Source organism: Streptomyces sp. NBC_01275 (assembly GCF_026340655.1).
In the GTDB taxonomy this organism is placed as follows: domain Bacteria; phylum Actinomycetota; class Actinomycetes; order Streptomycetales; family Streptomycetaceae; genus Streptomyces.
The window spans coordinates 237,592-259,228 of record NZ_JAPEOZ010000001.1 but is presented as its reverse complement, the minus strand read 5'-3'; the positions used below and the strand labels follow the sequence as shown (position 1 = coordinate 259,228).

The 21,637-nt window shown below is 67.7% G+C and carries 17 protein-coding genes and 1 pseudogene; 4 read left to right on the top strand and 14 right to left on the bottom strand.

Translation table 11 applies throughout. The features are described 5' to 3' along the window. Positions 1-33: 33 nt before the first annotated feature. On the bottom strand, positions 34-1,725 hold the full coding sequence (locus OG562_RS01125) for an AMP-binding protein (protein ID WP_266392405.1): 1,692 nt from the start codon (positions 1,723-1,725) through the stop codon (positions 34-36). Here OG562_RS01125 and OG562_RS01120 point away from each other — a divergent pair. After that, a complete protein-coding gene (locus OG562_RS01120) occupies positions 1,715-2,698 on the top strand; it encodes a LuxR C-terminal-related transcriptional regulator (protein ID WP_266392403.1) in 984 nt (327 codons plus the stop codon). The genes OG562_RS01125 and OG562_RS01120 overlap by 11 nt on opposite strands. A gap of 382 nt (positions 2,699-3,080) precedes the next feature. On the opposite strand, the gene OG562_RS01115 is transcribed toward OG562_RS01120, so the two are convergent. The 3 genes from OG562_RS01115 to OG562_RS01105 form a co-directional block, all read right to left on the bottom strand. Beyond that, the gene (locus OG562_RS01115) at positions 3,081-3,392 is read right to left on the bottom strand and encodes a hypothetical protein (RefSeq protein ID WP_266392401.1); all 312 of its coding nucleotides are present in this window, start codon (positions 3,390-3,392) and stop codon (positions 3,081-3,083) included. A gap of 126 nt (positions 3,393-3,518) precedes the next feature. After that, on the bottom strand, positions 3,519-4,385 hold the full coding sequence (locus OG562_RS01110) for a hypothetical protein (RefSeq protein WP_266392400.1): 867 nt from the start codon (positions 4,383-4,385) through the stop codon (positions 3,519-3,521). After that, positions 4,382-5,020 carry a ParA family protein gene (locus OG562_RS01105; RefSeq protein WP_266392397.1) on the bottom strand — a complete coding sequence of 213 codons (639 nt, stop codon included), beginning with the start codon at positions 5,018-5,020 and terminating at the stop codon, positions 4,382-4,384. The genes OG562_RS01110 and OG562_RS01105 overlap by 4 nt, the downstream gene beginning before the upstream one ends. Positions 5,021-5,708: 688 nt before the next feature. Here OG562_RS01105 and OG562_RS01100 point away from each other — a divergent pair. Continuing rightward, positions 5,709-5,915, top strand: a pseudogene (locus OG562_RS01100) (hypothetical protein); the annotation flags it as partial. A gap of 118 nt (positions 5,916-6,033) precedes the next feature. On the opposite strand, the gene OG562_RS01095 reads toward OG562_RS01100, so the two are convergent. The 5 genes from OG562_RS01095 to OG562_RS01075 all read right to left on the bottom strand — a co-directional run bounded on the left by OG562_RS01095 (position 6,034) and on the right by OG562_RS01075 (position 14,280). Beyond that, positions 6,034-8,589 carry a TniQ family protein gene (locus OG562_RS01095; protein WP_266392395.1) on the bottom strand — a complete coding sequence of 852 codons (2,556 nt, stop codon included), beginning with the start codon at positions 8,587-8,589 and terminating at the stop codon, positions 6,034-6,036. Continuing rightward, on the bottom strand, positions 8,589-9,638 hold the full coding sequence (locus OG562_RS01090) for an AAA family ATPase (RefSeq protein WP_266408933.1): 1,050 nt from the start codon (positions 9,636-9,638) through the stop codon (positions 8,589-8,591). The genes OG562_RS01095 and OG562_RS01090 overlap by 1 nt, the downstream gene beginning before the upstream one ends. A 77-nt stretch (positions 9,639-9,715) precedes the next feature. Beyond that, a complete protein-coding gene (locus tag OG562_RS01085; RefSeq protein ID WP_266392393.1) occupies positions 9,716-11,911 on the bottom strand; it encodes an integrase in 2,196 nt (731 codons plus the stop codon). Next, the gene (locus tag OG562_RS01080; protein WP_266392391.1) at positions 11,908-12,660 is read right to left on the bottom strand and encodes a TnsA-like heteromeric transposase endonuclease subunit; all 753 of its coding nucleotides are present in this window, start codon (positions 12,658-12,660) and stop codon (positions 11,908-11,910) included. The genes OG562_RS01085 and OG562_RS01080 overlap by 4 nt, the downstream gene beginning before the upstream one ends. A gap of 168 nt (positions 12,661-12,828) precedes the next feature. Next, positions 12,829-14,280 carry a glyceraldehyde-3-phosphate dehydrogenase gene (locus tag OG562_RS01075; RefSeq protein ID WP_266392388.1) on the bottom strand — a complete coding sequence of 484 codons (1,452 nt, stop codon included), beginning with the start codon at positions 14,278-14,280 and terminating at the stop codon, positions 12,829-12,831. 371 nt (positions 14,281-14,651) lie between these two features. Between OG562_RS01075 and OG562_RS01070 the strand changes: the two genes are divergently transcribed. Further along, complete coding sequence (locus tag OG562_RS01070) at positions 14,652-15,086, top strand: MarR family winged helix-turn-helix transcriptional regulator (protein WP_266392385.1); 435 nt, start codon at positions 14,652-14,654, stop codon at positions 15,084-15,086. A 21-nt stretch (positions 15,087-15,107) separates the two neighbouring features. Here the strand turns inward: OG562_RS01070 and OG562_RS01065 are convergent, their stop codons facing one another. After that, positions 15,108-16,541, bottom strand: coding sequence for an MFS transporter (locus OG562_RS01065; RefSeq protein WP_266392382.1), 1,434 nt, complete (start codon positions 16,539-16,541; stop codon positions 15,108-15,110). Positions 16,542-16,584: 43 nt separating this feature from the next. Then, the gene (locus OG562_RS01060; protein ID WP_266392379.1) at positions 16,585-16,986 is read right to left on the bottom strand and encodes a DUF3291 domain-containing protein; all 402 of its coding nucleotides are present in this window, start codon (positions 16,984-16,986) and stop codon (positions 16,585-16,587) included. 92 nt (positions 16,987-17,078) lie between these two features. On the opposite strand from OG562_RS01060, the gene OG562_RS01055 reads away from it, so the two are divergent. Then, complete coding sequence (locus OG562_RS01055) at positions 17,079-17,696, top strand: MerR family transcriptional regulator (protein ID WP_266392376.1); 618 nt, start codon at positions 17,079-17,081, stop codon at positions 17,694-17,696. 21 nt (positions 17,697-17,717) lie between these two features. On the opposite strand, the gene OG562_RS01050 is transcribed toward OG562_RS01055, so the two are convergent. The 3 genes from OG562_RS01050 to OG562_RS01040 all read right to left on the bottom strand — a co-directional run bounded on the left by OG562_RS01050 (position 17,718) and on the right by OG562_RS01040 (position 21,626). Further along, positions 17,718-19,007 carry an NAD(P)/FAD-dependent oxidoreductase gene (locus tag OG562_RS01050; RefSeq protein ID WP_266392369.1) on the bottom strand — a complete coding sequence of 430 codons (1,290 nt, stop codon included), beginning with the start codon at positions 19,005-19,007 and terminating at the stop codon, positions 17,718-17,720. A 101-nt stretch (positions 19,008-19,108) separates the two neighbouring features. Then, positions 19,109-19,834: a 4'-phosphopantetheinyl transferase superfamily protein gene (locus OG562_RS01045; protein ID WP_266392360.1), complete on the bottom strand. Its 726-nt coding sequence runs from the start codon at positions 19,832-19,834 to the stop codon at positions 19,109-19,111. A 1-nt stretch (position 19,835) separates the two neighbouring features. Further along, a complete protein-coding gene (locus OG562_RS01040; RefSeq protein ID WP_266392357.1) occupies positions 19,836-21,626 on the bottom strand; it encodes an acyl-CoA dehydrogenase family protein in 1,791 nt (596 codons plus the stop codon). Positions 21,627-21,637: the final 11 nt, after the last annotated feature.

Sequence of the window (21,637 nt, the reverse complement as noted above, 5' to 3'; positions counted from 1 at the left end):
AGACTCCGGATATCTCGTACGGGGCAGGAGGTGTCAGTGGCCGTCCAGTTCGTCACGGCGCTGTTTGCGCAGGACGAAGCGCTGGATCTTCCCGCTGGGGGTCTTCGGGAGTCCGTCGGTGAAGTGGATGGTGCGCGGGTAGGCGTGGGCGGCGAAACGCGACTTGACCAGCTGCTTCAGCTCCTTGGTGAGTGTGTCGTCGCCGACCGCGCCGGCACGCAGCACCACGAACGCTTCGAGCACCTCCCCACGCAGCGCATCAGGCACTCCGACGACCGCGACATCGGTCACCAGCTCGTGCTGCAGCAGAACGCTCTCGACGTCGAAGGGGCCGATGCGGTACCCGGCCATGATGATGACGTCGTCGTCGCGAGCGGAGAAGAAGAAGTAGCCGTCCTCGTCCCGGGTTCCGGCGTCGCCGGTGAGGTACCACTGGCCGTCGGCGGTGAAGCGTTCGGCGGTCTTCTCCGGGGCGCCGGCGTATCCGGAGAACCACATCAGCGGGCTGTCGGCCACCTTGATCGCGACGCGGCCTGCCGTCTCCGCCGGGGAGGGTTCGTCCCGTTCGTCGTGCAGGACCTCGGCCGACCAGCCGGGCAGAGGCCTGCCCATAGATCCCGGCCGGACCGGGGATCGTACGGCGTCGGCCCAACCGTTGGCGATCACCATGCCGTGCTCGGTCTGACCGTAGTGGTCGCGCACGGGGACGCCGAGCGCCTGCTCGGCCCAAGTGATGACCTCGGGCGTGAGAGGCTCACCGGCGGAAGAGGCGGCGCGCAGCCGCAGACCGTCCGGCACGGGCTCCGGGGCACTTCGCAGGCTGCGGTAGACGGTCGGGGCCGCGGCGAAGTTCGTGACGCCGAAGTCGCGCATGACCTGCCAGGTCAGCGCCGACGAGAAGCCGGAGTGCAGCAGCAGGCTCCGGTGGCCCGCGGCCAGCGGGCCGAGGATGGCGTAGTACAGCCCGTAGGCCCAGCCCGGGTCGGCGGCGTTCCAGAACACGTCGTCGGGCCGGACATCCAGGCCGAACTCCAGGTATGCCTGGAACGACGCCAGCGCCTTGACCGGGACGGGAACGCCCTTCGGTGTCCCGGTGGTGCCGGAGGTGAACAGATGGACCAGCGCCGCGTCCCCGCCGACGGCGACCGCCTGGCCCTCCGGCTCGTCTCCGCGACACGCGCCGAGCAGGCGGTCGAACGACAACTCGCCTTCGGCCGGTTCACCGCCCGCGACCACGACCTGCCACGGGGCGTCGGCGGGCATGTCCTCGCCGGGAGCGAGCTTGTGCCGCTGATCGGCGTCGACGACGACGGCCTTCGCCGTGCTCGCCTCCAGGCGCAGGGCGATGGCCGGCGGCGCGAAAGCGGTGAACAGCGGAACGTGCACCGCACCGCGCCGCCAGATACCCAGAAGCGCCACGATCAGGTCGGCCGACTTGCCCATCAGAACGGCCACGGCGTCGCCAGGGTCGACACCGATTCCGGCCAGAGCGGCGGCGCATCGCGCCGAGTCACGCCGGAGTTCGCCAAAGGTGAGATCGCGGGCCGACAGATCCGCCTCGATGACAGTGAAAGCCACGGCGTCGGCAGGGTGCCGGTCGCACAGCAACTCCGCAGCACATGCCCCCGGAGAGCCGAACCGGGCCAGCAGTTCCCGGACCCGCTCCGACGCAGCGGCCGGAACGTCAGCCCCTTGTTCACCGACGGATTGACCGATGCTGCTCATGATCAGCCCCTTTTCTGGCACGGTCGGCCGACTCTTTGCGGTGGCGCTACGGCGACCTATGCTCCGGATCACGTGGATGGCCGACTACCCCCGGAAAGGGGCAGGGGCAATGAGGCCCATTTCGGATATATCGATGCGTCCTGACGATGGTGACGCGTTTCGGCAGGCGCTGCGACTGGCCCAGCGGCGCTGCGACTTCCCCATCGCCTTCGGCGGCCCGGTCCAAAGTGCAGTCCTTCACCTGACACAGCACATCGGGGTTCAGACGGCGGGGCTGCGTGGACTCTCCGTCTTCGCCGCCACCGGCCTGGGCGGGCATGTCCTCGTGGAGCGCCGCCCCGCCGCCGTGGCGGACTACGGATCGGACGACTCCATCACCCACGACTACGACGCCCCCGTCCTGGCGGAACGTATCCGCTCCGTCGTGGCCGTTCCCGTCGTCGTGTCCGGTTCGGTACGCGGGGTGCTGTACGGAGCGACACGCGCCTCGACGCCGCTCGGGGACCGTGCAGCCGACGCCATGGTCGGCGCCTCACGGCAACTGGCGACCGAACTCGCCCTGCGGGACGAGGTCGATCGGCGGCTGAAGCTCCGGCTGGCCTCGGAAACCGGATCGGGCCGCGGCACGAGCCACGGCGCGGCCGAGGAGATCCGCGAACTGCACGCGGAGCTCCGCGTCATCGCGCAGGCAGTGCAGGACGACACACTGCGCGATCGGCTCCTCGACGCATCCCAGCGTTTGGCCGGCCTCGGCGCAGCACAGAAACCGCAGGTCCGTTCACTGCTCTCGCCCCGCGAGATCGATACCCTGGCGCAGGTGTCCCTGGGATGCAGCAACATCGAGGCGGCCGCTCGTCTGTCTCTCCGGCCGGAAACGGTCAAGGCCTACCTGCGCAGCGCCATGCGCAAGCTCGACGCCCGCACACGGTTCGAGGCCGTGGTGGGCGCCCGCCGCGGGGGCCTTCTCCCGTAGTACGCCGGCAGGATCCTGAGCGCCCTGTTCACGAGGGCCGGATCATGCACGAGGAGGCCGACCGCGTCCAGACCGAGCTTGCCGCGGCTGAGCAGGAACGGCAGGAGTGGCGGATCGCGCGCAGGCGGGTCGGTGTCGGTACGGCGCCGGCTCCGCTGAAGGTAGGTCCGGATACCGACAGGCTGATCAGCCAGGGTGTCAATTTTTGCAGGCTGCGGTGCGCAGGATAGAAGAGCAGGCCTCGATAACCGCCCGCAACGACTTGGGGGTTCGGGTGCCGGCGTCTGAGCGTTCGGTCGGTGCTTCGCCTCATATCTTGAACGAATTCCTGGCGCAGGACACTAGGCGAGGGAGCCCAGCGGCAGTTGGTCCGGCTGCCCGCTCATGACGTTTCAGCCTGGGGCGGGGTGAGATCGGGCGGGTAGCCCTTGGCACGAAGCCAGCTATCGAGGGCCAGGGCGACGATGTCGCCGTGGGGGACGTCATGGTCGGCGTTGTAGCGGCGGATGCGTCGCTGGAGTTGCAGGATGTCGGGGACGGCGTAGTTGAGCTGTCCGCGTTTGATGCGGCGGTCGCTGACGACCGCGAGAGTGTCTGGATGCGGGGTGAGTGGATCGTCGGCGGGCTCGGACTGCGCTTCGAGTGCGTCGGCCACGTCGCGTAGACGACGGGCGTGGTGGGAGAGATTGGGCACGAAGGCTGCTCCGGTCGGTCCGGCTAGGCGGCTAGTTAGCCGCCTATTGGGCTATTGGAATAGTCGGCGGTAGGGGTGGCCGGGCACTCAGCGAGCCGGCTGCCACCCCCTGTGCCGTACGGTGTGTCAGAAGCCGCGGGTGGTGAGCCATTCGTCCAGTGCCACCGCGACGATGTCGCCCATGGGCAGGTGGTCGAGTTCGTTGTCCAGCGCGAAGCGCTTGATCCGCTTCTTCAGCTTCAGCGCAGCGGGAACCGACGAGTCGAGGCTCTCGCGCGTGATAATGCGCTGGTTGAGGATCACGGCTGTCTCGGGGATGTTCTTGGGGCGGCCGGGGCCGTGAGCCCACGGCGTTCCCTCGCTGGGTGCTGCCTGCGACCGCGCGTCCTGTTCCTGACGAGGCCCCGGAGTATCGGTCCTCACCGGGAATGCCATGTCGCCTGCGACCGGAGGAGCTGCTGGGCGAACCGCCACCTCGGCGACCGGGGCCACACCAGCAGCCGCGGACGGGTCGTTGGACAGCCCGTGCCGAGCAACGGGTTCGGGCGGCTGCGCGGGCTGAACCGCAGGTGGCGTGGGCTCGGCAGTCGGGACCCCGGGCGGCACCTGCTCCTTCACCGGATCGCCGACGGAATCCATCCGAGCCTCGGGGGCGATGACGGACTGGTGAGCCGACTGACTGACGTTCGCCTCTTGCGCGGTGCCGCTCGGCGCGACCGCATAGGTCGACTGGGGGGACGCCTGAGCCACGTCAGCCACCGTCTCGGTCTTATTGTGCGCCGCCCCCTCGACGGGAACGGTGGAAGGGGCGGGCTGTACCTGCTGCTGGCCGGCAGCGGGTCGGCCTTCGCCTTGCGCGACTGCCTGTTCGGCAGCGAACTGCTCGGGGGTGAGCTCGGCGGCCGGGGGAGGAGGGGGAGGGGTCGTCTTCCTGGCTCCGCCCAGGGGGCGACCGCCCGTGCGGCGGGCCGGGGGCTTCATGCGTTCGGTCATGCTGCGGTCAGCTCCTTCATCAGCTCGGCGTACTCGCTCAGCTCGGTCGGGATCTCGCCGAAGGCCTCCATGTAGTGCACCCAGGAATGGATGGTGGTCTCGGCGAGCGGGAACGCCTCGTCGCGGTCCGGGCCGATGCCCTCGCCCTGGTCAGGGTCGAGGAGCTGGTCCTTTGCCCGGCTGGGCAGGCTGGTGCGGTCGTCGGCCTTGACCATGACGACGTGGGCGGTGACGCCGTGCTCGTTGCGTGCGGCGGCGCGCTCGGCCTCGTCGAAGGTGGCCACGAGCTTGCGGCGCTCGATCTTGGTGGGGGCGACCGGCACGAGCAGCAGGTTCGCCTCGGTTACAGCCTCGTGGAAGATGCGGGCGCTGCCGCCGCCGGCGTCGACCACGATCGCGCCGAACTCGGCGCGCTTGACCCGGATGTACTCGGCGATGTCGTCGAACGGGTACCGCTCGACAATCAGGTTCTCGGGAATGTCGAAGCCGGCGGCCTGGGCGACCTTGAACCAGTCGTAGGCGGACTGGCTCGTCGCGTCGGCGTCCAGCAGCAACGTGGGCAGGCCGAGGACGACGGCGTAGTAGAGGGCGATGAACCAGGCCGAGGTGGTCTTACCGGTGCCGCCCTTGAGCAATGGGTGGATTGATCAAGATGCGAAGATGGCCTCGGAGCTGCTCCGTACCTACTGCAACTTGGTCCACCCCCTCGCGGAGAAGCGAGCCAAGCACAGCGCAGACTTCGACACGGCCGATCTGTGCTGGTCGACAGTCAACGCTGTTCTCAACGACCTGGCGGCAAGCAACCCCCTATAGGGGTCGGTACCGGCGTTGACGGATTTGAGAGGCATCTGGCCGTCCGCTTCTCACGCCCGTCAACGCCGCGCCGCTGCGGGCGGCTGCCGGGAGCCGCCCATCGGCCGCGGGCGCACACTGATCGCAGACTCCCCTGGCTGCTGCTGACAGCCCCGGCGCAGATGGAACCAACCTCCGTCACACGCAGAGGAGAGTCTTGCGGCGGGCTCCTTCGAACGGGTAGGCGACGGGGGCGTACTGAGATCCTCCCTGACAGGGAACAACATGATCACGGCGATCGCAGCACTATCGTGCCACTGCCTGCCGCGGCGCCGTCCCTCGCGCAACCGACCACCGGTTCGACCAGTAGCCGCAACACAACGCCCTATGCAAGGCCGATAAACGCGGACACAATGGCGCCGAACAACAGCGCCAGAAGCCTCTTACGGTTGCCGTTCACTCCGGTTCTTCCTTCTCAACCTGGGAGGTAACCGGCGAGCGCACGAAGACTCGACCGGCCACATACGGATCATGCGCCGGGCCTTGCTGCCCGACATCGACATCGACATGGAGTCCGCCCGTCGGCTGGAGTACTACGACGCGACCTCCGAACGCTTCGGCAAGGAACGAGTCGCGGTCACCGCGATGCCCGAGATCTATCGGGCGCGCAGGGCCCTGCGCGACGTCGGCGTTGCTCTCGGAATCGCGCCCGCAGACATCAACCGGATCGCCAAAACGTCGGAATCCAGATGCGTCGAACATGGAGGGTGTCGGCCGATGGTGATTAATCGGCACCTTCCCTTCAGTCGAATCGATGACAGAGAGTGATCCGGCAACTGGGCTTCGTGAGGTCACGTTAACCGGGCATGATTGACTTTGGTCTCGCTTCGTTGTCGAGAAGAGCAATGAGATGCCGCGCCTCACGAAGGAAGGCGGCTCCTGTCCGAGCGATGGACAGCGGGTTGGTCCGTGCGATCACGGTGGTGCCCAGGGCGGATTCGATATCCCGCAACTGTTTGCGGAGGGTGGTTGGACAGATGCCGAGCGATTTTGCCGCAGCCGTGACGTGGGGGTGACCGGGGATGTGTAGGAGGTTGCGTAGCCGTGTCAGGCAGTTTCGCGTTCTGCTCAGACGTTGCATTGTCGGCGAGAGGGTGACGTTCAGCGAGGCGAAGGGGTTCGAGTAGGGCCCCTCGGGGCGTCGCGGGATGCCCCACCGCTGGAGCTGATCGGACACGCTGTCCTTGTGTACTCCGACCTCTCGTGCGATGTCGGGGACACTGCGGCCCTTGAGCGAGTATTCCGTGTCCAGCCACTCGCGGGAAACCCTGGCCGGCAGGAGAGGAGGACAGCCGCGAGTCCGTCGGGAGGCGATGTTGACCTCGGCGAGAGCTCGACGGACGGTGGTGTCGCTGCACCCCGCCATTTGTGCGAGTTTGGTGAAGGAGAGTCCCTGTTCCAGGTAGAGACGTCGCAATTCTTCAGAAGCGAGAAGGCCCTGGCGAGGGATATTGCGTCCCTGAGCCGGTAAACGGGACGCAGACGGCAGCGGAGCACTGCTTCCTATCGATTCGATGTGCAGCAGGATGTGATCCTCGCTGATGCCCATGGTGTCCGCGATCTGTGCCAGTGGATGGCCCGGGACCAGCAACGCGCTGAGCTTTGCAGTGTTGATTGTGTCGGGATCTATGCCGGGGTAGGCAACATCGTCGAGCCAGGCTGGCGGTGGCTGCCAGAGCACGGGTTCATCAATGCCGTGGGCCTTGAGATTCGCAGTTGCCTGCTGAAGGAGAAAATCTCTGAACTCGCCGGAGAACTGCTGTGAAAGGTCCGCGTTCCAGGCCGGGGTGCGGGACGAGGTGCCGGGGTCGGCTCCGAGGAGGAGTCTGAGCAGACGCCATCGCAGTCTCTTGGTGTGCACTGGGCCGTTGCGCAGCCCACGGCGTCGGCAATACTCCCGAAGAGCATTCAGGTCAAAACTCACGCTGGCCTCGGAGAAGGTAGTCCGCCGCCTGTGGTAGTCGATTGGGACCGGATGGGTGTCCAGGGCGCGGGCCAACAAAACGAGGACGGCGTCGAGTTCATCGGGTCGTTGCTTGTCGAGTGAAGTGTCGAGCGCTTCCCTGTTGCCGTATGCGCGGGGGTTGCCCAGCAATGCAGCGGCTTGGGGGTAGTTCCAGAAGGTTCCGGGCATCAAGAGCAGCGTTGCGCATGCCCGGCGAAGCCCCGCTAGCCGGAAGACGGGTTCGGGTAGCCGGGGCAGGATACGTATGGTCCACGCTGGCCACAGCATCGCCGGCAGCCGGGATGCTCGACGTTGCACGTCTTCGTCGGTGAGGGTTGGCCAGGCCGGAGTGGCCGTGGCGGCGCCGTAACGTAGCCGTGCTATCCAGGTCAGTTCGCCGGCCACCACAGCCAGGGCGCGCGAGGTCACTTCAGGTCCGGCTGGTACCCAGTTGGCGAGCCAGGGCGTCGGATGCGCACGGTGGCGCCGCAAGCGGTCGGTGCCCATCAGCCAGGAAAAGACAGCATCGCTGTCGTCCCGTTCTCGATTCAGTGCGATGCTGGCGATGGCGGTGCCGATGGCGGCGTTGTGGGAGTCGCTTCCGCCGTGGTGGCATTGGGCTTCGGGCAAGCCGCCGCACTCTGCGAGCACTGCGTGGACCACGGCAGGTGCCGAATCCAGTGTGCTGCGGAGACTGAGCAGGGCCGAGTGGGCAAGCGCCGCCAATTCACGACCGCGCTGCGCGGCCGCCTCGCGGGGGACCCCGATCCGCAGGACCTCCGAGTTGACCTCCTCCTGGGCCTTCATCACCAGGGAGCCCGGAGGAAGCAAGGGGGTGGCAGCGTACGGGAGGAAGAAGCCGCAGCGGACGGCATGAGCAGAGCCTGTGCCGTAGAGACAGACTCCCGAAGGAGTGTTCCGCAGCTGGCGCCGCCCATGGACTAGGGGCGGTTGTCCGCACTCCGGGCATCGGTCGAGCAACATAGTGCCGTGACGGGTGCAGGCGAACGACCACGGCAGCCGCCAGGCAATCTGCCAGCGTCCTGCGGTTTCGTCGAGGCAGCGGGGGCAATAGCGGGTGTAGTTGCCGGTGTGCCGCCAATGCGGTGGCCGGATGAGACGGCGCGTCGGGCGGTCGATGATGACGGCCAGATCGTCCCAGGGTTGGAGCGTCATCGCCGTCAGACAGTCCGATCCGAGCCCCGTGCGTTTCGACAGCACCTCCTGTTCATGCTCTGTCAGACAGCGGACCATGAGATTGCCGCGGCCTTGAGGCAGACCAAGAAAGCGCACGAAATGAGGAAGGTCCGTCCGCAGCCGGCGGGAATACGCCGCAAGCCAGCTGTCGAGGGCCTCCCCTTCAACCGGCGGCACCCAGAGAGGGATTCGCTCATTGCTCCACGCCATCAGGCAGACTTCCTGGCGCTTCTGCGTTGCGGCTTCGCTGTCAGAAGACCGGCCTCGATGGCAGCAACCAACTCCAGCCGTTCCTCCTCCGCCGCGGCATCATTCTTGATCTTGCTCATGAGCTCGACGTCCAGCCGTTCGCGGCCGGTCGTGATTGCGCGGTAGCAACCGCGGTTGATCAGCGCCATGAGAGAGGCGAAGTGACCGCTGGAGCGGGCCAGGAGATGGTCCGCGAGGTCGTCAGCCAGCATGCCCGGATACTTGTCGGCCAACACGAGCTTCTTCTCGATCGTCAGCAACACCTTGCGGAACTCCACGCGCCCGGGCTCGTCCTCCACCTGGAACGGGCGCAGGGTCAGTGCCGTGGTGCGCCGCCCGAACTGGGCGTGCAGAGCCTCGGTCGAGGAACGTCCCTCGTTCAGAATTCCGCGGTCTCGGACACCGACGCCGACGTAGATCAAGGTCACCGGGAAGGTGTTGGACAGGAACTTCAGCTGATTGACGAGCCGAGCCGAGTTGGAGTTCGCCGACGCCAGGAAATGGATGTCGTCGATGATGAAGATGGACGTTCTCAGGCTCAGCACAGCGTCGACTGCTCGCTCCGCCAACGTGTCCGCGTCTCCGCTGGTGGGCAGCCGGTAAAATCGGCAGATCGCTGCGTTAAGACCGCGGATTTGGGTGTTGCCCGTCAACGCGATATAGATGACGGGCACTCGGCGTTGGCCTTCGGGTGTCGTCTCCCCTCGTACCTTGATCTGCTCCTGGTGGAAGTCGCGGCCGAACTCACGCACTGCGGTGCTTTTCCCGATCCCGGGGTAGGCGTCGACCAACGCGGCGGGCTTGGCCTTGTCGCCGTCCTGGCGGTTCGAACCGACGATTTCGTACAGATCTGCGTGAAGTTCGAGAAGCTGAGGCGTTTTGATAGGGCCGATGTTGGCATGCCAGACGTGACGGATGTCGTTGTAACGCAGCAGATCCTGCCGCGACATGGCGGCCATCTGCTTACGCGTCAGCAACGGCGGCTGGAGTCGATCGGGTCCGTTGACCACCTCCAACCAGCCGTCTAGACGCGTGGGTGAGTACTGGCGGTCGTCACCCTCGAAGACGTCCCGCGTAAGCGACCTGGTCAACGGCTCTCCAGGATGTCAGCGTAGAAGTCGTCCTGGTCGATTTCGGTCCCGTCATCAGGCTCGTCCCCGGGGAAGAGAGCAGCGCACTCGTCGTCCGCGTCATCGTCTCCGCCTGGGACTTCCGCGGGGTCCGATACGGTGCGTACGTCCGGCGGCGCGCCTGGAGCATCTGGGTGCGAGCCGTCCGCGGATGATGTGGTGGTCAATGTGGCGAGGCGCTCGGCGGTAGGCAGCGCGGTGACCTCAGTGTCCGTGGCGTCATCCTCACCGATGATGCGGAACCTTTGGTGTGACAATCGGACAGCCATCCGTCGTTCCGTCCGGTCCGCAGTCATCCCGGCGCCCCAGCGTTCCAGCAGTTCGATCAGGGCGCGCCTGGTATCCGGGAAGCGATGGGTCTTCGCTGCGATCTTGCGGGCGTACTGCAATGCCTCCAGACTTGCCGGGCCATTCAGAGATGGGGCGTGCTCCCAGTCCAGCGCATGCCACAGATGAGTCTTAGGGTGCTGAAAATAGACTTTCCGGATGTCGTCGCGGTCCACCGCGATCGGCCATGCTCCCGGATGCCGCCCACGGTGGTGGCTCGTCTGGTTGTGGAGCCCCTTCAAGGCCTCCCCGCTGTAGCGCAGGCCGTTCACTTCCACTCCGTAGTGCTGAATGGTGCACCACTTCTCTTCCAAGAACTCGATGGCGAGACCCGGTCGGGACGGGATTCTCAGCGGGCCCGCTCGCATGATCCCGTGCTCGTACATTTCCAGCGGACTGAGCTTCAGCCCCGGAACCTCCGGAATCTTGAGCCCCCGGTGGTGCCGACGGTGATAGACCAGAGTGATCCACTCGCGGATGATGGCCTCGAGCTCATCCAGGAAGAAGTAGGCCTCGTCCTCCACTTTCTCTCCCCGGCTGTAGACGTCCGGCCCCTTGTAGCCGGGCAATGCAGCGAGGACTCCTTGGTTAAGCGTCCGGAACCAACGCTCCACCGGCTTGTCGGTCGGCGTGTGCGGACGAGCCGGTTGTAAGGAGATGTCGAGCTTGGCGCACACACTCTCGATGTGCTTCGACACGTAGATCTTCCCGTGGTCGAAGACGATTGCCTCCGCCGCTACGGAAGGCAGCAGGGGCTGCCCCTCTGCGTCCACCAGCTTCTCCGCGTCCAAAACCACCGTGGATGGCACTCCGCAATACGGAAGCGGCTCGCCTTTGCCGACAGACCTTTCGCGCGAGCGCACGGTCTCGAAGAGAACACCGGCCACGTCCACCGATTTCGTTGACACCGGAGTCAGTCGCAGCCCACAGATGGCCCGGCTGTACAGATCCATCGCCACAGTGAGTTCGCACCGCACCCACCTGCACGTCACCGGCTCCATGGCATAGACGTCCAGGCTGTTGGTATCCAGGATCACGTACTCACCCGGGCGCGTTGCCCGCAGCTTGCCGTACACTCCCGGAGGGCGCTGGGCGATGGAGCGCTTGCCCTTTGTGCTGCCGTCGAAGGCGTTGGTTCCCCGGCTGAGCTCCCGCAGCAGCTCGTACGCGGCCGTCCGTTTCGGGATGCGCACTGTGCCGTGGCCGTGTTCCTTGGCCAGGCGTTCCTCGATCTTGATGAGCGTCAAGTTCCGTACTGGGCGACTGGACTTCTCTTGTTCCTTGAGTACGGACCTGGCCATGTCGAGCCAGCGCGGATCGGCGCGGTCGAGGATGTGAGTGGCTTGGCGTTTTGTCACTAACCCAGCGGGGCCTTCGTCCTTGACCTTGGTGACCCACCGGCGGATGGTAGCCGGATCTACTCTGAGTTCCGCTGCCTTGACCTTGTAGCGGTGCATCATGGGCACGCCGGGGGCGTAGTCCGGACGGGGTTCGCCTTCCAAAGCCAGCTCGGACGAGCCCAATTTGTAGCCGAATCGGACTTCCTGAACGTGCTGGAAGCGCGTGTTCAGTTCGTCTTCATCGTCGTCCACTAGGTCGCCGAGCACCGTGGCGGTAGCCGGCCCCGGCGCAGGAGTCTCGACCAGAAACTCGGTCGACGGATGCGTCATAAGCAGAGAGAGATCTACTTGCCGCCATTGAGGGCGGCCATCCGGTCCCGTCCGCTGCAGGAGGACCCGCCGTCCGTCCAACTCCGCGATGGTGAACTGCTCACCGTCGAACACCAGGGGAAGACCGGGGCGAAGAGGGGTAGTCCACACGTTCATCCAGACCTCCGAAGTACCCAGTTGCCAGACAACGGAGTCGTCAGATCGGTGGTCAGATGCCCCGCCCACAGCAGGGCCATGATGGACGGGCGGACTTCGTGGGGGTCTCTCCCTTCTGCAAGCCGGTGCTCGGCGGCGGCGAGCTGATCCCCATCCTGCACGCTTGCCCAGGCCCGCTCGATCTCCTCGGCAGGTACCACCCCCGGTCGGCGATACGCTGCCAGGAATCGAACGTTCTCCAAGAGGATCGGGTCCGCTCCGGACCACACCTCATAACCCCAGCCGTGTCGCCCGACTAATTTCCGTGGCCATGCCAGGGCATCCTTGATCTTGGGATCGGCCAGTAGATCCGCGGGTTTGACGTTCACGACCTGGACTACGCCCGACTGCATGATCAGCAGGAAATCCGGTACGTGATGTCGCACTCGGCCGTCGACCTTGGCGGTCATCCGGAAGGGTTGGGCATAGATGGCTTGGACGGCTGGATCGAAGTCGGCCAGCAGTAAGCGGGCCAACTCCAGCCGACTCTCATATACAACGTGCCCGTTCGTCGTCGCCGAGGCATACGAGCCGGAGTGATGGGCCATGCCGTGAACTGACCGCACCGTGCGCCAGGGCTTGGATCTCCTGAAGTCCGTCAACCGTAGTTCGTCAAAAGGAACGTCCCGCACCGTCTCGTCCTCATATCGGAACGACGCGGCAGGAGCGCTGCGCCCCCGGCGAGCCTGGGCCGAACTCTGAAGCGCCATGCCTCGACGGTATGGAGCTTCAGCATCGCGACGCACCTAAAGATCACAAAGGATCGACAAGAGGTAGTTACGGAGCGGAGTCAGTGCGCACCAAGTTCCGGAATTGCGCATCTAGTGCGCATCTCGCACCTGCATTGCGCACTGACCCGCGGATCCTACAAAGGAGGGTCAGGCGCTGGTCGCCGGGTACGTCGGGTACTCCACGCCGGAGACGTGCTGGACGACCCGGACCACCTGGCAGGAGTAGCCGAACTCGTTGTCGTACCAGAGGTAGAGGATCGCGTTGTCGCCGTCGACCTTGGTGGCGCCGGCGTCGACGATCGAGGCGTGGCGCGAGCCGATGAAGTCCATGGAGACCGCGTCGGGGGCCGTGGTGAAGTCGATCTGACGCCGGAGCGGCGAGGTCAGCGAGACCTGACGGAGGTGGTCGAGGACCTCCTCGCGGGTGGTCTCGCGGCCGAGCCGCAGACTGAGGATCGCGATCGAGACGTCCGGCACCGGCACCCGGATCGAGCTGCCGGTGATGGGCGCCTTGAGGTCGGGCAGCGCCTTGGCGACGGCGGAGGCCGCGCCGGTCTCGGTGATGACCATGTTCAGCGGCGCCGAACGGCCGCGACGGTCGGCCTTGTGGTAGTTGTCCAGCAGGTTCTGGTCGTTGGTGAACGAGTGGACGGTCTCCACGTGGCCGCGCAGCACGCCGTACTCGTCCGCCATCGCCTTCAGCGGCGGGACGATGGCGTTGGTGGTGCAGGACGCGCAGGACAGGATCTGCTCGTCCGGCTTGATCGTGTCGTGGTTGACGCCGTGCACGATGTTCGGGACGTCGCCCTTGCCGGGCGCGGTCAGCACGACCTTGTCGATGCCGGGCCGCAGATGCTTCGACAGGCCCTCGCGGTCACGCCACTTGCCGGTGTTGTCGATGAGGATGGCGTTGTCGACGCCGTACGCCGTGTAGTCGATCGACGTCGGGTCGTCGGCGTAGATGACCGTGATCTCGTTGCCGTTGGCGATGATCCGGTTGTTCGCCTCGTCGACCGTGATCGTGCCCTGGAACTGGCCGTGCACGGAGTCCCGGCGCAGCAGCGACGCCCGCTTGACGAGGTCGTCGGCGGGCCGGCCGCCGCCGCGTACGACGATGGCGCGCAGCCGCAGGCCGTTGCCGGAGCCGGACTTCTCGATGAGCAGCCGGGCGACGAGCCGGCCGATGCGGCCGAAGCCGTACAGGACGACGTCCCGCGGCTCGCGGCGGTCGATCTTGTTGCCGCCGGTGGCGCCGGCCACGGCTTCGGCGGTGAAGTCCCGGACCGACAGGCCGCGGTCGTCGGCGCGGTGGGTCTCGGCGAGCATGCCGATGTCGATCTGCGACGGGCCGAGGTCCAGCGTGGTGAGGGCCTCGAGGAACGGCAGGGTCTCGGTGACCGAGAGCTCCTCGCCGGCGATCTGGCGGGCGAACCGGTGGGTCTTGAGGATGCTGACCACCGACCGGTTCACCAGGGAGCGGCTGTGGAGCAGGATCGTGACGTCCCGTTCCCGGTGCAGCTTCCCGATCATCGGGATCATCGACTCCGCGATCTCCTCGCGGTTCTTCCAGTTGGTGAACGAATCGTCGTTGAGCGTCACGGGCCTATCTTTCGAGCTAGGAGGCGCTCATATGCTAACCCGTGGGTGTTTTGATCATTCAAGCGGGTCTCTGCTCAGGTGTGCACGGTGGGGCGTCAGGGTGTCGGCACGACGCGGACGCCGGGGGCGGCGGGCATGCGCCAGGCCTCCTCGACCCGGGTCAGGGGGGCGGCGGCGGGTCCACGGCCAGTGCGCCCGAGGCGATCTCCTCGGCGAGGGAGGGCGGTTCCGCGACGATGCCGGCGGTGGTGACCGAGCCCTGGCCGCTGCCCAGGATGGTCGCGTCGATGCCGGGGTTGGTTTGTGGCGCAAACTATTTCTCGGGAGGGAAGGTAGTTCGTGCCACGTACCAGGTTGAGTAGGCTGCCTCCATGACCGCCCGAGCCGCTCACGAAGAACCCCTCACCACGGTGGACGCCCTGGTCCAGCTGTCGTTCCTGATCCAGCGCGTCCTCGCCGAGGTGGGCGGCGCGCACGATCTGTCGATCGTCCAGATGAGAATGCTGGGCGCCCTGCGCGGCCGACGGGCGTCGATGCTCGCCCTCGCCGAGCGCCTGGGGCTGGACAAGTCGTCCATGACCGGCCTGGTCACCCGCGCCGAGAAGCGCGGCCTGGTCCGGCGCGAGCCCTCCCCGCACGACGGGCGCGGCGTCCTTGTGTCCCTCGGCCCGCTCGGCGAGGAGCTGGCCGCCCGCTGCACGCAGGAGGTCAGCGCGCGCATCGCCGTACTGACCGACCGATTGACGGCCGACGAGCGGGCCCGGCTCACGGGCCTCGCCGCCGCGTTGCTGGAGCCCGCGCGGTGACGCCCGCGGCGGTGGTGCGGCTCAGGCCTCCTCGGCGGACCGCTGCCGGCGTGGGATGCCCAGCGCGCACAGCGCACCGCCGAACACCACCACGACGCCGACCCACACCGCCGGGTGCAGCCCGTCGACGAACTGCTGCGGCCCCTCGGTGCTGCCGTGCGCCACGAACACCGTGCTGAGTACGGCGATCCCGAGCGCGCCGCCGATCTCCCGGACTGTGGTGTTGGCGCCCGAGGCCTTGCCCGCGTGCTCCTTGGCGACCGAGCCGAGCACGACCGCGGCCGTCGGCGCGAACACCAGGCCCATGCCGACGCCGGCCACGATCATCGGGCCGACCAGGGACGAGTACGCCGTGTCGGTGTCCGCGACCAGGTTGATCCAGCCCAGGCCGACGCCCTGGAGGAAGAGGCCGAGGGCCATCAGGCGGCCGCCGCCCACCTTGTCGGTGAGCAGACCGGCGACGGGGGCGACGAACATCGGCATCAGCGTCCAGGCCAGGGTGCGCACCCCGGCCTCCAGCGGGGTGCGGGCGGGCACGATCTGGAGGTACTGGGCGAGCAGGAACAGGGAGCCGAAGACGCCGAAGTACATGGTCGCCGAGACGACGTTGGTGAGGGTGAAGGCCCGCGCCCGGTAGAAGGACAGCGGAAGCATCGGCTCGGAGACCCGGGCCTCCCAGGCGACGAAGACGGCCAGCAGCACCGCGCCCGCCGTGAACGCGCCCAGCACCTTCACCGAGGTCCAGCCGTCCGGTTCGCCGTGCACGATGGCCCACACCACCGCGCACAGTCCGGCCGCCGCCAGCACCATGCCGACCAGGTCGAGGCGGGCGCCGGGCAGCGAGCTCTCGCGCAACGCGAACAGCACCAGCGGGATGGCGATCACGCACACCGGCACGTTGATCCAGAAGATCCACCGCCAGTCCAGCCCGTCCACCACCGCGCCGCCGACCACCGGGCCCATCGCCACGGCGAGCCCGCTCACCCCGGACCACACGCCCAGCGCCATGCCGCGCAGTCGCTCCGGCACCGCCTGGGAGAGCAGGGTCAGCGACAACGGCATCACGGCCGCCGCGCCGAAGCCCTGGATCGTACGGAAGGTGATCAGCTGGGCGCTGGTGTCGGCGAGGCCGCAGCCGATGGAGGCGAGGGTGAACAGGGCGATGCCGACGACGAAGACCCTGCGCCGCCCGAACCGGTCGCCGAGCGCGGCGCCCGTCATGAGCAGACAGGCGAAGCTCAGCACGTAGGCGTTGACGAACCACTGCAGTTCCTGCGTGTTCGCCTGCAGATCGACGGCCAGGGTGTGCAGGGCCGTGGAGACGACGAGATTGTCGAGCGCGACCATGAACATGGGCACGCTCGCGGCGACGATGGCGAGCCAGAGCGGTATGCGCCGCCCCGGGGCGGCGACGGCCGGCTCGTCGAGAACCGCGTTCTCTTCGGACAGCGTCATGGCGGGGTCTCTCCTAGCGGAAGGGGGGCGGAGGGCGGGGGGATCAGGCGCCGGAGCGCTCCTGCTCGGCGAGGCGGCGCCGGGCGTCCGTCCAGTCGATGGGCAGATCCGCCGCCGGGACCTCCCAGAACGTGAAGACCGAGTCCTTCATCGTGGGCCGCAGCCCGTTCATGATCGACCGGTGCGGCTCGGTCCGCGCGTAGGCGTACAGGGCGTCCTTGTCGGTCCAGGCCGACAGGGTCCAGAAGGTGCGCTTCAGCGGCTGGGCGATCAGCGAGGCGCCGTACGCGCCGGGCGCGCCGGAGACCTGCTTCCACGCGGCCAGGGACTTCAGGAAGAAGCGCGGCACGTCCTTGAGCGAGCGGACCTCCAGTCGGGACGCCATGACGAACGCCTCGGTGTCCGGTGCGGGGGTGCTGACGGTGGTCCAGCGCAGGGTGGGCATGGCTGACGCCCTCTCGGAGGGAATAATTGGATACCTCTACTATCTATGTTAGACAGTAGAGGTATCCAGTTTCCAGTGCGGAGGCGAACTCCATGCGCATCTCCCAGCTGAGCCGCCGCAGCGGCGTCTCCGTGACGACGATCAAGTACTACCTCCGCGAAGGCCTCCTCCAGCCCGGCCGCCAGACGGCGGCCACCCAGGCCGAGTACGACGACCAGCACCTGCGCCGACTCCGGCTGATCCGTGCGCTGACCGGCGTACGCGGACTGTCCGTCAGCACCACCCGCGAGGTGCTGGACGCCCTCGCGGAGCACACCGGCGACACCCACCGCCTCCTCGGCCTCACCCTGGGCTCCGTCCGGGTCGGCGAGGAGCCCGCCGTGGACGCCCCGGAGGCGGCCCAGGTCGAGGCGCTGGTCGAGAAGCTGGGCTGGGACGTCCACGAGTCGGCCCCCGCCCGCGCCACCCTCGCCGAGACGATCGGCCACCTGCGCGCGCTCGGCGTCCCGCTGGACTGGCAGACCCTGCTGCCCTACGCACGGCTCGCCGAGCGCACCGCGGTCCTCGACCTCGACCAGCTCAAGGGAATCGACGACCCGTTGGAGGCCGCCGAACGCGCCCTCCTGCTCACCGTCCTCCTGGAGCCCGCCCTGATGGCCCTCAGGCGCATGGCCCAGGAGAACGAGTCGGCCCGCCGGCACACTCCCTAGCAGTGCCGAAGCCGTACCGGCCTAGCGGCCCAGCTCCCGCAGCAGCCCGGCCGCGGCCTCCTTGCCGGAGGAGAACGCGGCCTCGTGGGAGCCGATCTGGTCCCAGTACTGCTGCTTGGAGTGGAAGTACGACCCGCACAGCTTCACCCGCGGGCCCTCGTTGACCTCGTAGATGGTCTGCTGCGCGGTGCGCATCGCCATGTCGAGCACCGGGTGCTCGTAGGCGAACCGACGGATGACGGTGTCCTCACGGACCTCCAACGGATAGTCCAGCGTGACGAAGTAGTCCGTCTCCGACGCGAAGCCGTGCAGCTTGTTCATGTAGTACGCCACATACGTGCGCGGCTCCCCGTCGACCGTCACCTTGCCGTAGTTCCACGCCTCCCAGCGCGCGCGATCGGCGGGCATGACCGACGGATCGGTGTGCAGGACGACCGTGGAGGCGTTGTAGCGCAGGGACGCGAGCAGCTCGCGCTGGGCCGGCGTCGGGTTCTCCAGCAGGGTCCGGGTCACGTCGGCGTGGGTGGCGACGACGGCGTGGTCGAAGCGCTCCTCACCGTTCGCGGTCCGGACCACGACCCCGTCCGCCTCCTGACGGACGCCGAGGACCGGCTCCGCGAGACGTGCCTTCGGATCGATCGCGGCCAGCACCTTGCGGACGTAGGAGATCGAACCCCCGCCCACCGTCCGCCAGTCGACACGCCGGCCGCCGAGTCCGGTCTCGTCGTGCGCCATGAAGAAGGCGATCACCGTGGTCGCCGGCATCTCCCACACCAGCTCGGCCGGGACCGACCAGACCGCGCTGCACAGCAGGATGAAGTAGCCGTGGCGGAACTCCTGGCTGTAGCCGCCCCGGTCCAGGTACTCGCCCATCGGCATGTCGGTGCGCTTGCGGAAGAAGTCATGGCGGCCCTCCTCGTGGAACCGCCGCGCCTCGCGCCAGATGGTCTGGAAGTACTCGGGGTAGCGGGTCCGTACCTCCGCCTCCGACAGCTCCAGCTCCTCACTGCCGTACTGCAGCCCGCTGCTCAGGTCGAAGAAGTTGAAGCCGCTGAGGAGTTGCTTGTCCGCCACGCCCAACTCCTCAAGGAACCGGGAGAAGTTGGGGTAGGCGGGCCGGTTGAAGACGACGAACGCGGTGTCGATGCCCAGGGTGCGGCCGGCGTCCTGGACCTCCACCGTGTTGGCGTGACCGCCGAAGCGGTCCTCGCGTTCGAAGAGGGTGAGCTGGGCGTGCTCGCGCAGGGCGTACGCGGCGGAGAGGCCGGCGACTCCGCCGCCGACGACGGCGATGCTGGGCTTCTCGGACATCGGGGCTCCTCGCTCAGGGATCAGGAAACAGGAAACAGGGATCAGGAATCAGGACAGGGATCAGGGATCAGGGATCAGGGATCAGGAAGGTCACAGGGAGGTCAGTCGGTCACCACGGTGGTGCGCAGTCCCTGGGGACCGGTGTGCTCGGTGGCGACGGCCACCACGTGGTCCGGGGTGGGGTGAACCAGGTCGAACTGCCAGAACCGGGCGGACCGTCGGGTGTCGTCGAGGGTGATGAAGGGTCCCGGCAGGCCGGCGAAGGCGATCGACGACAGCTCGCGGCGCAGCCCGGTGCCCAGAGCCTTGAGATAGGCCTCCTTGAGCACCCAGTAAGCGGCGACCCGCGCCGCCCGCGCCCGCTCCCCGACGACGGCCGCGAGGTCCGCAAGCCGCGCCAGGTCCGCCTGCTCGGGCTCGGCGAAGTGCGCCGGCAGATGTCGTACGGCGTCGGCGGTCGCGTGGGCGGCCTCCGTGTCGACCCCGCAGGCGCGGCCGCCCTCGGTGACCACACAGGCGATCAGACCGTCGGTGTGGGAGAGGTTGAAACGCAGACCGGAACCGAGCGGAGTCACCGGCTCCGGTCTGCCGTCGGAGGTGGCGGTGAAGCGCCAGGAATCGAGCGGATGGCCCGAGAGGCTGCTCAGCGCGTGCCGGGCCAGCAGCAGCGCGGCCGTCCGGCGCAGCCGCGCGGGCAGCGCGAGCGGGCGCTCGCACCGCGCCCGCTCGCCGTCGGTGAGCAGGGCCGTTCCGCCCAGCCGGGCGACGAACCCCTCGGCCGCGCGCTCCGGCAACAGCCACAGATGACGGTCGGCCGTCCCCGCCATCTCAGCGCCGCGCCGCGGACAGGTCGGCGCGCGGCGCGAGCGGGAACTGCCAGTAGGAGAACAGCAGATCCTCCCGGTGCAGACACCGCAGCACCCGCATCACCTCGTCGACCACCGCCGCGTCCGTGACCGCCTCGTGGGGCCGCAAGTGCCTTCGGATCCGCTCCAGTTGGAGCAGCAGCAGCGCCCCGCTGGGCAGCGGATCGTCGAGCGCGGCGGCGGAGTGGACATAGCTGAGCACACAAGCGGCGCTCGCGTGCAGCAGGCAGTACTCCTTGGCCAGGTCGAAGAGTTCGGCGGACTGGCCGAAGTCCCGGCCCAGCGCCGCCTTCAGCGCGGCCGTCCGCTCCCGCAACCCCTGCGCGTGCGCCAGGAGTTCACCGGCGACCTCGGCCGACCGCGTCAGCCACTCCCGTTCGTCCGGCTTCGCCTCGCCGGCCAGCCGCCGCAGTCGTAGCAGCGCGTCGGGTGCGGCGAGCAGGGCGTCGTCCATGCCCCGACTGAACAGCTCCTGGTCCCAGGGCCGGTACAGCGGCAGCTCACGGTCGATGCCGAACAGCACGGCCGCCCGCTCCTGCGCCCCGGCCCGGACGGACGCGTCCGCCGTGTCGGCCAGGGCGAGCAGGCCCTCCAGTTGCAGGGCGATGTTCTTGAGGTTCACCACCGTGTTGCCGTCGGCGAAGTTGGCGACCGGCAGATCGCGCATCATCTTCTGGTGGATCGCGTAGTGGGGATGGTCGCGCAGATAGAAACGGGCCCCGAGCACCACGTTCAACTGGGCGAACGTGCGCTCCAGCAGCGTCGGCACGAAGTACTTCACCACCGACGACCACACGCTGGTCTGCTCCGGCACGACCTGCAACGCCCGTACCGCGCCCAGACTCACGGCGTCAGCGACCATCAGATCCGCGAAGCACTCGGTCAACTGGCGTCGGGAGTACGGGATGTCGCTCACCATGCGGCCGTAGACCTCGCGGCTCTCGGTGAAGTCGAGGGTGACCCGCAGGCCCGTGTCCACGGCCGACAGGGCGATGCCGCTGATCAGGGCCCGGGCCGTCTGGGAGGTCTTGAGCGCGATCTCCAGGCCCTGTCCCGGGCGGCCGAGGAGGCCCGAGTCCGGGACGAAGACGCGGTCGAGACGGAAACCGCTCATGTCGAGGCCGCGCAGCCCGTGCATCCGCTCGCGCGGCAGCTCCTCCACCGTGCCGGCGGGCGTGCCGCGCTTGTCCAGGACGAACACCGAGTAGCCGCCGGGGCCGCCCCGGGGATCCGTGCGGGCGTGGACGCTGAGGCCGTCGGCGACCCGGCCGTTGCCGATCAGCCACTTCTCCCCGGTGAGCAGCCAGCCGCCGTCCGTCTTCTCGGCGGTCAGCTCGTTCGCGGTGAGGTCGCTGCCGTGGCGTCGCTCGGACAGGCCCCAGGCGTAACGCGTGCCGTGCTGGATCGCGTCGACGAGGGCACGCTTCTGCTCGTCGGTGCCGGCGACCCACGCGGGCATGAAACTCAGGCTGGTGATGATGAAGGCCGTGGCGGTCGTCGGATCGCGGCGGGCGATCAGCCGCATCAGGTTGAAGCCGACCTCCACATCGCCCGCCCTGCCGCCCTGGGCGACCGGCAGCGAGTAGTCGGCGCCTCCCCAGCGCTGGATCAGATTGACGAACTCGTAGGGGTAGTCCTCCCGTTCGTCGTATTCCAGGACACGGGCGTACGGCATCCGGCTCGCGGGGTCGTGCGGATCGCCGAGGTGGCTCTCCAGCCGCCTCGCCAGCTCGGTGAGGTCCTTCTTGGGCACGAGTGTCTCCG

Bases quoted from the DNA above. Each gene is read 5' to 3' on its own strand.
- OG562_RS01120 (WP_266392403.1), top strand. From the start codon at position 1,715: ATGCTGCTCATGATCAGCCCCTTTTCTGGCACGGTCGGCCGACTCTTT.
- OG562_RS01110 (WP_266392400.1), bottom strand. From the start codon at position 4,385: ATGACCGAACGCATGAAGCCCCCGGCCCGCCGCACGGGCGGTCGCCCC.
- OG562_RS01070 (WP_266392385.1), top strand. From the start codon at position 14,652: ATGACCGCCCGAGCCGCTCACGAAGAACCCCTCACCACGGTGGACGCC.
- OG562_RS01060 (WP_266392379.1), bottom strand. From the start codon at position 16,986: ATGCCCACCCTGCGCTGGACCACCGTCAGCACCCCCGCACCGGACACC.
- OG562_RS01080 (WP_266392391.1), bottom strand. From the start codon at position 12,660: ATGGCGCTTCAGAGTTCGGCCCAGGCTCGCCGGGGGCGCAGCGCTCCT.
- OG562_RS01050 (WP_266392369.1), bottom strand. From the start codon at position 19,007: ATGTCCGAGAAGCCCAGCATCGCCGTCGTCGGCGGCGGAGTCGCCGGC.
- OG562_RS01085 (WP_266392393.1), bottom strand. From the start codon at position 11,911: ATGAACGTGTGGACTACCCCTCTTCGCCCCGGTCTTCCCCTGGTGTTC.
- OG562_RS01095 (WP_266392395.1), bottom strand. From the start codon at position 8,589: ATGGCGTGGAGCAATGAGCGAATCCCTCTCTGGGTGCCGCCGGTTGAA.
- OG562_RS01065 (WP_266392382.1), bottom strand. From the start codon at position 16,541: ATGACGCTGTCCGAAGAGAACGCGGTTCTCGACGAGCCGGCCGTCGCC.
- OG562_RS01125 (WP_266392405.1), bottom strand. From the start codon at position 1,725: ATGAGCAGCATCGGTCAATCCGTCGGTGAACAAGGGGCTGACGTTCCG.
- OG562_RS01045 (WP_266392360.1), bottom strand. From the start codon at position 19,834: ATGGCGGGGACGGCCGACCGTCATCTGTGGCTGTTGCCGGAGCGCGCG.
- OG562_RS01055 (WP_266392376.1), top strand. From the start codon at position 17,079: ATGCGCATCTCCCAGCTGAGCCGCCGCAGCGGCGTCTCCGTGACGACG.